This window comes from Nocardia sp. 348MFTsu5.1 (genome assembly GCF_000383535.1).
GTDB lineage: Bacteria > Actinomycetota > Actinomycetes > Mycobacteriales > Mycobacteriaceae > Williamsia > Williamsia faeni.
In genome coordinates, this window is the sequence record NZ_KB911512.1 from 1 (window position 1) to 12,543 (window position 12,543).

The window sequence follows — 12,543 nt, forward strand, 5'->3', positions numbered from 1 at the left end:
CGCGGATCAGCGCCGCTACCAATGCCCGGGACCGAGCCGGCCGGCGACCACGTCCAAGGAGTTGCCGGGGCAATCAGGCTGAACGCACCCGCCGCCCCGACCACCCCGCCGGCCTTGAGCATGTTGCGCCTATTGAATTTGTCCATCTCGACTCCCCGTCCCCCGATACCAGAATGTGGCATTGATACGGTTTCCGTATCTTCGTCTCATTGGAGCATCTCTGTGTCGTGATGACAAGCGTGGGTTTCTGTGTCCAATCGGCGCGCCGTTCGCTGCTGAGGTGTTGGTGCGTTTCGGCCTCGGGTCGGGTGCACCCGGCGCCAGATGGCCTGCGGCGAGGCTGCCTTTGGCGCGCACACCTCTCGCATACCTGACGTGGTTTCGCGGGTGATCGTTCATTCATATGACATATATCGAGCAGAGTCTCGTATGGTGATGTGAACGAGATGCGCTACACACAAGCGTATTTAGTTTCATCTGCAACCAATCTTGGGAATTTGCACCATATTCGGGTGTGGTGGTTGCAATGGAAGCCGAAGTATGTGCACTGAGTACGGTGAGCAGAAGGCCACCACCGGAACAAATCATCGAACGAATCTGAGGTCTCGTGCCCCAACAGCAAACGCCCAAGGCCCTCAATTCCAAGGCGTACAGCACTTTCATCAAACTCGGATCCCGCTTGAACGCGCGGGTTTACAAGATGAGCGGGGGCAGGTTCGGATCAAAGTGGCGGCTCGGTGCCGGCTTCAAGAAACCGGTACCGGTCATCCTGCTGACGACCATCGGGCGCAAATCCGGGAAAGCGCGCACCGTCCCACTGCTCTACTTGCGTGACGGCGCCGACGTCGTGGTGGTCGCATCGCAGAGTGGCTTGGCATCGAATCCGGCGTGGTACCTGAACCTGACCGCAAATCCCGATGTCACCATTCAAGAAGGTTCGACCACAACGGTCATGCGGGCCCACGAGGCCACCGACACCGAGCGTGAACGACTGTGGCCGCAACTGGTGGAGATCTACGCCGATTTCGACACCTACCAGAGCTGGACCGACCGAAAGATCCCGGTGATCATCTGCCAACCGAAGTGACCTGTTCACTCCGACCGGCCGGGTCTGCGTCAGAAATCGGTCGCCGATATCACGCCGATAAGCTATTCTGACTACGGATGTTATCAGAATAAGGGGGCGGGCGAATGACGGGAAGCAAGCGCGCGATGTCGCGTACCGAGATGGACCAGATCGATAGCAGATTGTTTGCGCGGTCCCTACTCTCGATGGGACGGACGATGACGACCGCGAATGTGATCATGCAACTCGCCAATCCTGCAGTCGGGTACGGAGTGGCACGCAGCAAGGTAGAGAACGGCCGGCTCGATCGCCATCCGGTCAAGAGAGCACGAACCACGACGTCCTACCTCGCGGTAGCCGCATTGGGCAGCGCCGCAGATCGTCGGCGCTACCGGCAGGCGGTCAATCGCCAGCATGTGCAGGTGCGATCCGACAACGACAGTCCCGTTGAATACAACGCAATGAACCCGGAACTGCAGCTCTGGGTCGCAGCATGCCTCTACTTCGGCTGGGAGGACATCTACGAACGGGTTCACGGCCCGCTTGTCGGTGTCGAGCGGGAAACGTTCTACCAACAGGGGAAAGTCTGCGGAACCACCTTGCAGATGCCTTCGGAACTGTGGCCGAGGAATCGCACGGCGTTCAATGACTACTGGCACCGACAGATCGCGAACATCGAAATCAGCGATGAGGTGCGCGAATTCCTGCTCGGCATTGCCCATTTCGAATACGTTCACCCAGTCATCGCGCAGAGGTATGGGCCCGTCAAGTTTCGTCGCACCATCGGCTATCTACCGCCGGAGTTCAGGAACGCGCTCCGGGTGCCGTGGACAGACGCCGATCAGGCATGGTTCGACGGGTACATTCGGCAACACGTCGAGCGAGAACGACATACGCCACTCTGGTTGTCACAGTTCCCGTTTCGCGCCCTGCTGTGGGACGTACGAGTACGTGCGCGCCTAGGACGCCCACTCGTCTGATAGCCGCGTCATAACCCTGCCGTCCTCGCCTTTGTCGACCGGGGGATCCCGATCCCGAAGCGGAAAGCTACATGGTGTAGCTTATTGCCTATTAGGGTTCGACGGGATGAGGTAGGGGACAGTGCGATGACTCGTGTAGGTCTGACGGCCGACCGTCTCACCTCGGCGGGCGCAGAGTTGGCTGATGAAGTCGGTTTTGAACACGTCACCCTCACCGCCCTGGCCCGTCGATTCGGCGTCAAATCCGCGAGCCTGTATTCGCATGTCCAGAGCACTGATGACCTGAAAACCCGAATAGCGCTTCTTGCTCTCGATGAACTCGCGACGCAGGCGTCGGAGGCGTTGGCGGGTCGTGCGGGTGGAGATGCGCTGATTGCGCTGGGCAGTACCTACCGCACGTACGCTCGAGAACACCCGGGTCGATTTGCTGCGGCCAACCACCGGGTCGATCCGCAGACCGCAGTCACGAGCGCCGGCCCGCAACACAGCCAGATGATGCACGCGATCCTGCGTGGGTACGGGGTACCGGACGAGGATTTCACGCACGCGGTGCGGCTGCTCGGGAGTGTGTTCCAGGGATACGTGACCTTGGAGTTGGCGGGCAGTTTCGACCACAGCGCCCCCGGTCCCGATGAGTCCTGGACCCGGATTCTGGACGTGCTCGACGCGCTGCTGCGGCACTGGCCGACTCCATAGATCATCGGGTTCACCACAATGAAAGCAGAGTCATGTCCCTCTCGAACGTAGGCTTCACCACTCCGATCACCTCGGACATTGTCCGAGGCGCGATTGAATTGGAACGGACAGCGGGCGGCGGCACCCTCATTCACCGCCTTCCGGCGTGGGCTCGTGCTCAAGGCGCTGATTCACAACTGACGATGGCGGAGGCCCAGCCATCGGGCGTGCGACTTGCCTTTCGGACCAGCGCGACGGTGATCGAGCTCGTTGCTCTTCGATCGAGAGTCGTCTACGAGGGTCTGCCGCCGCGTCCTGATGGCGTGATCGAACTCCTCATCGACGGTGTGTTCGTGAGTCGCGCGACCACCAGCGGTGGCGTCTCGAATACCGTCAACATGGCGACGGGTTCCGTTGAGAACCAACAGGGTCCGGCCTGTACGATCACGTTCTCCGAGCTCCCGGCCGATGACAAAATGGTCGAAATATGGTTGCCGCACAACGAGGTGATCGAACTGATCTCGCTGCACTCCGACGCACCACTGGATGCCCTGACTTCGCGTGAAAATCCGGTGTGGCTGCACCACGGAAGCTCGATCAGCCAGGGCTCGAATGCGGTGTACCCCACGGACATCTGGCCGGCGGTAGCCGCCCGCGCCGGCACCGTGGACCTGATCAACCTGGGTTTCGGCGGTAGCGCACTTCTCGACCCGTTCACTGCGCGCACCCTGCGGGACACCCCCGCAGACCTGATCAGTCTCAAACTGGGCATCAACATCGTGAACACCGACGTGATGCGTCTTCGCGCCTTCGTACCGGCCGTGCATGGATTCCTCGACACAATTCGCGAAAAGCATGCTGACACTCCACTTCTCGTGGTCTCACCGATCTATTGCCCGATCCACGAGAACACTCCCGGCCCGGCGTCGTTCGACGTCGACGCTCTCGCCAAAGGATTGGTCCACTTCGTCGCCACGGGACGCCCCGACGAAGTGGCTCAAGGCAAACTGACTCTCGGTGTCATCCGCGACGAACTCGAGCGCCTCGTTCGGCAACGGCAACAAACTGATCCGAACCTGTGGTATCTCGATGGGCGCGCACTATATGGAGAGACGGATTCACAGAAGCACCCACTTCCGGACAACCTGCATCCGGATTCGTTCATCCATTCGCTCATCGCCGAGCGTTTCAACGCCCTCGCCTTCGGCGCAGGCGCACCACTCGATCCGAGTCAGGTCTCAGAGCCGAGTTCATAGCCGGGACCTGACGCGGGTCAGGATGACAATTCGTCGACTGTCAATCGTGGCGGTAGAGAGCCGTGTGGAATCGATGGTCCGACGGCCAGGCGACTGCCCGGTGTGCGGCCGTTGCCCCAGCCGAGTTCTGCTCGGTAGGAGCCGACTTCGGCATCGAGCAAAACAGACCGGTCTTGCAAGGGCGTGGACTCCGGCCACACGAAGAGCGCGTCGGTAGGGCAGTACGCCTCACACATGAAGCATGTTTGGCAATCACTCTGGCGCGCGATCTGCGGAATGCCATCGGGGCCGCGGTCGAACACGTCGGTCGGGCAGGCGTCGATGCATTTGTCGCACCCGATGCAGGCCTGCGCCAGTACTAGTTCGATCATGAGGCTTGTGCCAATGCAGCCGAGTCCGCTGGGCTCGTTGACGTCCACACGCTATCGAGTCCACCCGTGAGGATGTGGTGATGCTGATGCGGATCCAGTCCGGGATGGTCGTCGCGCTTGCTCATCCCTCGAGATTCGGTGCGGGACAGCGCAGAACGGTACATCCATCGTCCGACTGCGGTGATCGCCGCGGCCTGCCGGGAACGAATGCGCTCGATCCCGTCCGTGGGCGCCAGCCCAGACGAGAGGTCGATCCAGAGTTGGTCCAGTTGGTCCGCCGCATCGACCATCCGATCGCCGTGGCGCAGGTAGTTCTTGTCGAACGGGAGAAGTTGGGACTGGGCCGCGGTGATCACCTCATCTGCCTGCAGGGTTCGCTTCCCGGAGGGATGCAGTCCGGCACGGCCGGCGCCAAGGACATCGGCGGTGGCAACCTTTCTGGTTTGGCGGAGTGCGTGGGCGGCCGCACCGGCGCCGGCCCATGTTCCCGACGACATCGCCCACGCCGAGTTGTGGCTGCCCCCACCGGTGAAGCCGCCACAGATGCGTTCCCGGGTGGCCGCGTCGCCGGCCGCATACAGCCCCGGAACAGTGGTGGCGCAGGAGTCGTCGATGACGTTGATGCCGCCGGTGCCGCGGACCGTACCCTCGGCGAGCAGGTCGACCTCGAAACGGTCGGTGAACGGATTGATCCCCTGGCGATCGAACTGCAGGAAGAAGTTGGGCTGACCCCGTCGCATTTTCTGCTGGACGTCTTCGTTGGCCCGGTCCAGTTGCGCAAAGACCTTTTCTTGCAACAGGGTTTCGGCGATCACCGATCGCCCGTTGAGCGACCCGGCCCCCTCGATCACCCGGCCGTCGCCGTGGAAGAAGGTGGCATAGCCGTAGTACGCCGTCTTGGTCACGGTCGATCCGGCGGCGGCAATCCCGTACGCGTTCGAGAACTCCATCCCGGACAGTTCGGCCCCCACCTCTGCGGCCATGAGTGCGCCGTCGCCGGTGTTCACATTGGTGCCGAGAGCTCTGGACAGAAACGCACAACCGCCGCTTGCGAGAACCACTGCACCGGCGAGGATTGTGTAGTCGCGGTTCTCGTGGCGTTGGTATCCGGCCGCGCCACGAACCGAACCGTCAGTTTCGACCAGCAGCTCCAAGGCCGGGGAATGGTCGAAAATCCGAACCCCGGCTCGCTGGATCCAGGCCCGCATGCGTCGCATGTACTCCGGTCCCTGGAGTCCGGAGCGGTCCGGCGCGCCGGTGTTCGGGTCGATGGGGAAGGGGTAACGTCCCTCGGTTCCGATTCGCTTCATGTTCGTGAAAGTCTGTGCCAGAACCCGATCCATCCAATGATGAGAGGCCAGGTGGCCACCGAGCGCTTCGCGGCCGGCCTTCGCGGCGCTGCGCAGGTCGGGGTCAGGGGCGACGTACCAGACGCCGGTTCCGGCCGGTGCGGTCGCACCGCTTGTTCCGCAATAGCCTTTGTCCACCAGGATCACTCCGGCACCGCTCTCACGGGCGTGCAGCGCGGCCCAGGCGGCGGCCGGACCGCCTCCGATCACGAGCACATCGGTGGACAACTCCAGTGGTGTGGACATGTATCTCCTGACAAAGGCCGCTCACCTGATCGGCGACATGGGGTGTTTTGGGAATACTAGGACCGGGATTGCGATGCGGGCATGGTTGTGGTCAGGGTGATTCTGTTCGACCAAGGGCAGGACTCGCGATCGAATCAATTACCGCACAGAGGTTTTAAGGCTGGTACTAGCGGCGGTATTTGGCAGCATGGTCCACCATGAGCCTTCAATCGATCGAGCTAGCCGCCGGCACGAGCATCCCGCAGCTGGGACTGGGCGTTTTCCAGGTGGTACCAGAAGTGACCGAGTCGACTGTCGAGGAGGCGCTGCGCGCCGGATATCGGCATATCGATACGGCGGCGATCTACGGCAACGAAGCCGAAGTCGGCAGGGCTGTCGCAGGATCGGATCTCGACCGCTCAGACATCTTCGTGACAACCAAGCTGTGGAACAGCGAGCAAGGCTTTGAGACCACGCTGGCGGCGTTCGAGAAGAGCCGAGCCGCGCTGGGGCTCGACGTGATCGATCTCTACCTCATCCACTGGCCGACGCCGGAACGCGACAAGTTCGTCGACAGCTGGCGCGCGCTCGAGAAGTTGCAGGCCGACGGCGCTGTGCGAGCGATCGGTGTGTCGAACTTCCGCGTCGTGGATCTGCAGCGGTTGCTCGATGAGGGGCTGTCGACGCCGTCGATCAACCAGGTCGAGTTGCATCCCTATCTCGCCCAACCGGAACTGCGCGAGTTCCACCGGAAGCACGGGATCGTCACCGAAGCCTGGAGTCCGCTGGGCCGGGGCGGCGCAATTCTTGCCGACCCCGTTGTCACGAGTATTGCCGCGGAACTCGATGCCAGTGCGGCGCAGGTGTTGATCGCGTGGCAGCTGGCAATCGGGAATGTCGTCATCCCGCGATCCACCAACGTCTCACGGATTGCCGAGAACCTCGCTGCAGCTGAAATCACCTTGACGACAGACCAATTGAATCTCTTGAACAGCTTGGACCGGGCTGAGCGGATTGGGCCGGACCCCGCCGACCTCAACTGAGGGCGTCAGGTCCGCCGGGTGGCACGACGCCGGTCGCCAGGTTCCGTGCGCTGGTGAATCGGCCGAGTGCTGCTGTCTCCTGGTCCATCAGCGGAAGGGTCGTCGGTACCGTCTCGGCGAGTTGACGACCGACGGCGGCGGATGAGAATGCAGGCTTGAACCAACGCATCAGGCCGACCCAGCGTGGCACGTAAACACGGCGCTTGCGCCGTTCGATCCCGCGAACAAATGCGCCGGCACAGTCTTCCACCGGCACCAGCTTGCTCAGCGGCCCGGGCAAAGAGTCGAGCATCTCGGTGAACGTGGACAGATCTCGCTGAGAGTCACGCACCAGCGGGGTATCGATCCACGACATGTGGGCGCTGCCCACCGCAACACCCTGATGTGCGACTTCTAGCCGCAGGGCGTTGGCAAAGTTCTCGACCCCGGCTTTGCTGGCGGCGTAGGCGGCCATCCCCGGCCCCGCTACGTAGGCGGCCATCGATGACACCACCAGCACGTAGCCCTGTCGTGCGATCAGGTGTGGCAGGGCTGCCCGGACCGTATGGAAAACCCCGGTGACGTTGATGTCGATCACGCGGCGAAACGTCACCGGATCGACGTGCAGCACCGACCCGTAGCTCGCTATTCCGGCGTTGGCCAGGACCGCATCGATCCCTCCGAAAGCATTCACGCCGGTGTCTACGGCGGCCTGCATTGCGGCCAGATCGGTCACGTCCGCGACCGCGGAGATGGCGGCTTTCGGTCCGAGTTCGTCGGCCAGTTGACGGAGCGAATTCTCGTCGACGTCGACGAGGATCACTTTCGCGCCACGAGCGGCCAGCGCGCGGGCGGTGGCGGCGCCGATACCGCTCCCGGCCCCGGTGATGAAAACGACCTTGTTGCGCAGTGTCGCCATGGCTGCATCCTTTGCCGAGGTGGGGGCGATCTCTTGCAGGTGTGGACAGCTAGATCCTAGTAGCCCGCCGGGGTCGGAAAACAGGGAAAACGTCGCAGATCGGTAGATCCGGCATCCTGTAGTTGTGGATGCGTTCTTCGAGTTCGTGGGCAACTACTTCTGGCTGGTGTTCGTGTTCGGTGGCGCCATCGGTGGTGGTCTCAAGGCGATCGGTGCGGCCAATGAGCGTCGCGCCGAGCGCAGACAGGAGCGGTACCGCCTCAAACAGCAGACGAAGCTTGCGGAACTCGAGGCGTCCGGTCAACGGCGGGTGGACGCCGAAGCTGTGCGACGGGACATCGCGAAGAGTCTCGATCAGCACAACCAGACCGATGTGCGCTGGTTCGCCTACGAACTCGATGCGGCGACCTTGCTCGACTTCCCGATGATGATCGACCTGCGTGAACCGCTCACCATCGAGTTCCACCGGGCGAAACGCAGGACCGATTTGTTGCGGCCGGACAGCGTCGATGACCTCGTCGACGACAGTGATCGGCGGCGTGAATATCGCGATGCGGTGCACGCATACGCCACCGCCTTCGATGTGGCCGAGACCGAAGCGAAACGGCGTCGCCGGTCGGGGTTCAGTGACGAGGAGCAGCAGCGTTTGCAGCGGGCGCAACGTCTGCTCCAACTGGCTCAGGATGCCGGCGCGAGCCCGGAGGAACGGCGCAGTGCCTATGCGAGAGCCCGCAAAGAACTCGACGGGCTGATCGTGTTGCCGGCGGCCACCACGCAACAGCTCGAGCAGCGGGTGGCAGGTCAGCTCGAGCGGTGAGGTCCGCCGATCACGATGCGGTGGTCGGGACGCGTTTGCTCAGGAGCCAGGCACCGATGCCCACGGCAGCAAAAACCACGGACACCGTGATGAGGGTCAACACGAACCCTTGGTCGCCGCCACCGTAGACGGCCATCAGGGCAACGCTGACCGCGCTTCCCACGGTGAATCCCAGGTACCGGAGCACCAAGTTGAAAGCCATTGCGCTGCCGGTCTCTTCGCTGGGAATGTGCGGAATGATCAGCACCGCCAGCGAAGAGAAGCTGAATCCGCTTCCCAGACCCCCGATGGTCATCCAGAGCACTGCCCAGGCGACGTGGTTGTGAGCCACGGCCAGACCCACGGTGGAGCACATGAAGATCGCGCAGCCCAACGGCAGCACCAGGTCTGGGCCGAATCTGCTCACCGCAGCCAGCGACAACCGACTGCCGACAACGCTCATCAGAGAGTAGGGCGTCAACATCAGCCCGGCGACGGTGAGCGATTTGTCCAGCCCCCAGTCAGGGTTCTGGACGAGCACGATGACAAGCGTCAGCAGCGTGTACATCGCGATACCACCGCCCGCTGCAACAAGGTTCGGTGCCGCAACCCCGGGCCGGACCGCGAGGCGCAGGTCGACAAGTGGCTGGTCACAGCGCAGCGACCACACGATCCACAGCGTGAACGCGGCGACACCGACGACTGCCAGACCGAGCGTACGAGCGGAGAGCCATCCCCAGGTCTCACCATGGCTGACAGCGAGCAGGAAGGTGCCGGTACCGCTCGACAACAGCAGCGCGCCAATCCAATCCACCGGCATCCGGGTGGAAGCACGCGATGAAGGAATGTATCGGAGGGCCAGGATCAGTGTGATCAGGCTGAGAGATGCACCGAGCCAGTAGGCGGTATGCAACCCCCACAGGTCTGCGACGGTTGCGGTGATCGGATAGCCGAGTCCGGCTCCGGCGACACCGGCCACCGACAATATTGCGATTGCCGGGGCCAACCGCGACACCGCAAACGATTCACGGGCAACTGCCATCGCAAGGGGTACCAGCGCCATGCCGACTCCCTGGAACGTCCGGCCGATCACCAAGGCCACGAAACCCAGTGGCAGAGCGGACAAGACGCAGCCGGCGGTCACGATGAGAAGTCCGACAAGAATCGTCGGACGTCGCCATGAACCGCCACCCAGCCGGCCGAGGACCGGCGTCGAGATGGCTGCCATGAGCAATGTCGCAGTCAGTGTCCACTGGGCCTGGGTGATCTCGATGTCGAACTCGGTGGAGATCTTCGGGACCAGGGGCGCGCCGAGACTGCTGACGATGGACGTGATCGTGGTGACCAGGCTCAGGGTGAACAGCAGGACGCCATACCGGGGCGGTTGGCTGTTCGCGGTCATCAGTGAACGGGACCCACCGAAAGTGTCACCGTGCTGAGTCCCACTGTGCCAACACCGTTCTCAGGATGGCCACCAGCGGCAGCGGCTGATCAAACATCGGGTGATGACCGGCATCCGGGAGGTCGACCACCGTTGCCGGGTTCGCGAACAGGCCAGCGATTTCCTGGGCCATTTCGGGACTGACCATGCCCAGCTCGCACCGGATGTACAGCGACGGGGTCACGATTTGGGTGAGCAGTTCGCGCAGATTCACCATGCGACCGGCTTCGTGCCGTTTGCGGAACATCTCCGGATCGAACTTCCACACCCACCCGGCCTCGGTCTCTTTCACCGATTCTTCGGCGACATGCCGGGCCACGTAGGGCAACAGGGTGTCCTGCCGTGGCTCGGTCCGGAACCGGACGCAGATCTCCTCCTTGTTCGGATGCGCCTTCGGGACGCGCGCGAGCTGCCGGATGATGATCTCCTCCGGCGGTTCGTCGAACAGGGGTGAGTCGATGATGACCAGGCCTGCCGCGGCATCGTTGTGAGTTGCGCCGAGTATCGCGGTCACCCATCCGCCCATGCTGTGCCCGACCACGTAGGGCTTGCCGGAAATCCCGCCGGCCTTGGCCACCTCGATGACCTCGCTCGTCCACTGGTCCATCGGGTACTGCTCGCGGATCTCGCTGTCACCGTGGCCGGAGAGGTCAATCGCGACCACTCGATGCGACGACGCGAGGAGCGGGGCGATGTGGTCCCACCAACCGGAATGAGCCGAGCCACCGTGGACCAGAACGACACCGGGCCTGCCTTCGTCGCCCCAGCAGCGCAGGTGCACGCGCGAGCCGTTGATCTGCACATCGCGGTGTTCGGGCTTGTTGGCCAGCGCGGCGGCAAACCAACGCGGCTCCGTGATCGGGCTGGATGTGTCGGCCGTCATCAGTTACTCCTTCGCCACGCAAATGTTCCCTCAGCCTATCGACCAGCGGAAACCGGTTGTTTGTCGGGACGCAACTTCTTGAAATGGTTGCCTCGGGGCTCAGCTGCGCCCACGATTGATCGATGGCGAGTGATCTCGACAAAGACGAGTGGGATGACAAGGAACGCAACGAGACCCCGACTGAGCGACTCGACCGCAACTGGTTGAGCCTGCTGCAGGAATTGCGTGTGGTGCAGACGGGTATCCAGGTACTCACCGGCTTTCTCCTCACGATTCCGTTCCAGAGCCTCTTCTACGATCAGGACGATTTCTTCCGGACCGTCTACCTGTTGACGCTGTCGGCATCTGTCGGCGCAACCGTGCTGTTGCTGGCACCGGCCTCGATGCACCGCATCCTTTTTCGCAGGCACCGGTTGGCGGAACTGGTGCAGTCCGCGCAACGCTTTGCGCTCGGTGGCCTGATCCTCATCGGGGTGGCGATGACCGGGGTTGTCATGATGGTGTTCGAGCTGGTGGTGGGGCGGATCGCAGGGTCGGTGGCAGGTGGGGTGGCGGCGCTGTCGTTTGTCTACTTCTGGTTTCTCTTTCCGTGGCGGTACCGCCACATCGACTAGTTTTGATCATGACGGTCATGAACCCGCCGAATCCTGGTGTGCGTCACGACCCCGGTGGCATGCTCGATTCATGGCCATCGACTTGCCCACGGCTCGGCGACTGTGGCGGTTCCTCGAACCTGTGCATGCCGTCACCTACTTCTCCGACGAAACCCGTGAGGCGCTCTCGGCGGCCGGGTACCGCGGATTCTGGATGGGCTACTTCGCTGCCCGGGCCGCACCACTCGGACCGGTGGGTCCGGAGATCGTCACGGCGCTGTTCTACAACTTCGCGCCGTCCCACGTAGCGCGGGCCATCCCGGACGCGTGGGACTTCGCCCCTCCGGAGACGGCATTGAAGGTCCGTCAGGATGCCGCGGTGGCGACGCTGTCGCGCATGCTCGGCGACGGGGCCGCCGATGCCGTCGATCGGGCGGTCGCGGTGCTCTACCCGGTGGCGCAGAACGCGGACCTCGGCGGGCGGGCACTGTTTGCCGCCAACGCGGCGTTGCCCTGGCCTGCCGATCGGATCGGTGCCCTTTGGCATGCGGCGACCCTGTTGCGCGAACACCGGGGCGACGGCCATGTGGCAGCTCTGACCACGGCCGGGATCACCGGGCGGGAAGCCGGTGTCCTGCATGCCACCGCGACGGCGATCCCACGGTCGGTTCTCGAAACCAGCCGCCATTACACCGAGGAAGAATGGGAGTCGGTGACGGCAAGGCTGGCAGATCGTGGTCTCCTCGACCTCTCCGGCGCGATCACACCTGCCGGTCGCGCACTCAAGGCGGAGATAGAGAACACCACCGACCGGCTCGCTGCACCCGCGTACGCGCGACTGACCGACAGCGACGTCGACGATCTGACGACGTCATTGATGGAACTCACCACAGCGGTGGTGGCAAGCGGTGAGATCCCGTCGGTGACCCCGATCGGTCGTGGACTAGACGAGGTGGGGTGATCACCA

At 63.0% G+C, this 12,543-nt stretch carries 14 protein-coding genes; 8 read left to right on the forward strand and 6 right to left on the reverse strand.

Going from position 1 to position 12,543, the window contains the following annotated elements; translation table 11 throughout:
• The coding region (locus tag H290_RS30605) for a twin-arginine translocation signal domain-containing protein (RefSeq protein ID WP_155976769.1) at window positions 1-146 on the reverse strand (146 nt) is incomplete at its 3' end.
• A 461-nt stretch (window positions 147-607) separates the two neighbouring features.
• Here H290_RS30605 and H290_RS0108435 point away from each other — a divergent pair.
• From H290_RS0108435 to H290_RS0108450, 4 genes are all read left to right on the forward strand, one after another.
• Window positions 608-1,087 (forward strand): nitroreductase family deazaflavin-dependent oxidoreductase, encoded by a 480-nt coding sequence (locus tag H290_RS0108435; RefSeq protein WP_020106353.1) that lies wholly within the window; start codon window positions 608-610, stop codon window positions 1,085-1,087.
• A gap of 104 nt (window positions 1,088-1,191) precedes the next feature.
• The gene (locus H290_RS0108440) at window positions 1,192-2,046 is read left to right on the forward strand and encodes an oxygenase MpaB family protein (RefSeq protein WP_020106354.1); all 855 of its coding nucleotides are present in this window, start codon (window positions 1,192-1,194) and stop codon (window positions 2,044-2,046) included.
• 126 nt (window positions 2,047-2,172) lie between these two features.
• Window positions 2,173-2,742 (forward strand): TetR/AcrR family transcriptional regulator, encoded by a 570-nt coding sequence (locus H290_RS0108445; protein ID WP_020106355.1) that lies wholly within the window; start codon window positions 2,173-2,175, stop codon window positions 2,740-2,742.
• A gap of 32 nt (window positions 2,743-2,774) precedes the next feature.
• Entirely contained in the window at window positions 2,775-3,977 is a 1,203-nt protein-coding gene (locus H290_RS0108450) for an SGNH/GDSL hydrolase family protein (RefSeq protein ID WP_020106356.1), read from the forward strand.
• 17 nt (window positions 3,978-3,994) lie between these two features.
• Here H290_RS0108450 and H290_RS0108455 read toward each other — a convergent pair whose 3' ends face one another.
• Window positions 3,995-4,348: a ferredoxin family protein gene (locus H290_RS0108455; RefSeq protein ID WP_020106357.1), complete on the reverse strand. Its 354-nt coding sequence runs from the start codon at window positions 4,346-4,348 to the stop codon at window positions 3,995-3,997.
• Window positions 4,345-5,943, reverse strand: coding sequence for an FAD-dependent oxidoreductase (locus H290_RS0108460; protein WP_020106358.1), 1,599 nt, complete (start codon window positions 5,941-5,943; stop codon window positions 4,345-4,347). Before H290_RS0108460 ends, H290_RS0108455 begins: the two co-directional genes overlap by 4 nt.
• Window positions 5,944-6,140: 197 nt before the next feature.
• On the opposite strand from H290_RS0108460, the gene H290_RS0108465 reads away from it, so the two are divergent.
• Window positions 6,141-6,965 (forward strand): aldo/keto reductase, encoded by an 825-nt coding sequence (locus H290_RS0108465; RefSeq protein ID WP_020106359.1) that lies wholly within the window; start codon window positions 6,141-6,143, stop codon window positions 6,963-6,965.
• Here H290_RS0108465 and H290_RS0108470 read toward each other — a convergent pair.
• Window positions 6,958-7,863 carry an SDR family oxidoreductase gene (locus tag H290_RS0108470; RefSeq protein ID WP_020106360.1) on the reverse strand — a complete coding sequence of 302 codons (906 nt, stop codon included), beginning with the start codon at window positions 7,861-7,863 and terminating at the stop codon, window positions 6,958-6,960. The two genes, H290_RS0108465 and H290_RS0108470, sit on opposite strands and share 8 nt — an antisense overlap.
• A gap of 124 nt (window positions 7,864-7,987) precedes the next feature.
• On the opposite strand from H290_RS0108470, the gene H290_RS0108475 reads away from it, so the two are divergent.
• Window positions 7,988-8,680, forward strand: coding sequence for a hypothetical protein (locus tag H290_RS0108475; protein WP_020106361.1), 693 nt, complete (start codon window positions 7,988-7,990; stop codon window positions 8,678-8,680).
• A 10-nt stretch (window positions 8,681-8,690) separates the two neighbouring features.
• On the opposite strand, the gene H290_RS28135 is transcribed toward H290_RS0108475, so the two are convergent.
• A complete protein-coding gene (locus H290_RS28135; RefSeq protein WP_020106362.1) occupies window positions 8,691-10,061 on the reverse strand; it encodes an MFS transporter in 1,371 nt (456 codons plus the stop codon).
• Window positions 10,062-10,086: 25 nt separating this feature from the next.
• The gene (locus H290_RS0108485; protein WP_020106363.1) at window positions 10,087-10,983 is read right to left on the reverse strand and encodes an alpha/beta fold hydrolase; all 897 of its coding nucleotides are present in this window, start codon (window positions 10,981-10,983) and stop codon (window positions 10,087-10,089) included.
• A gap of 122 nt (window positions 10,984-11,105) precedes the next feature.
• On the opposite strand from H290_RS0108485, the gene H290_RS0108490 reads away from it, so the two are divergent.
• Both H290_RS0108490 and H290_RS0108495 read left to right on the forward strand, forming a co-directional pair.
• Window positions 11,106-11,597 carry a DUF6328 family protein gene (locus H290_RS0108490; RefSeq protein WP_020106364.1) on the forward strand — a complete coding sequence of 164 codons (492 nt, stop codon included), beginning with the start codon at window positions 11,106-11,108 and terminating at the stop codon, window positions 11,595-11,597.
• Between the two features lie 70 nt (window positions 11,598-11,667).
• A complete protein-coding gene (locus tag H290_RS0108495) occupies window positions 11,668-12,537 on the forward strand; it encodes a hypothetical protein (protein WP_020106365.1) in 870 nt (289 codons plus the stop codon).
• Window positions 12,538-12,543 lie beyond the last annotated feature (6 nt).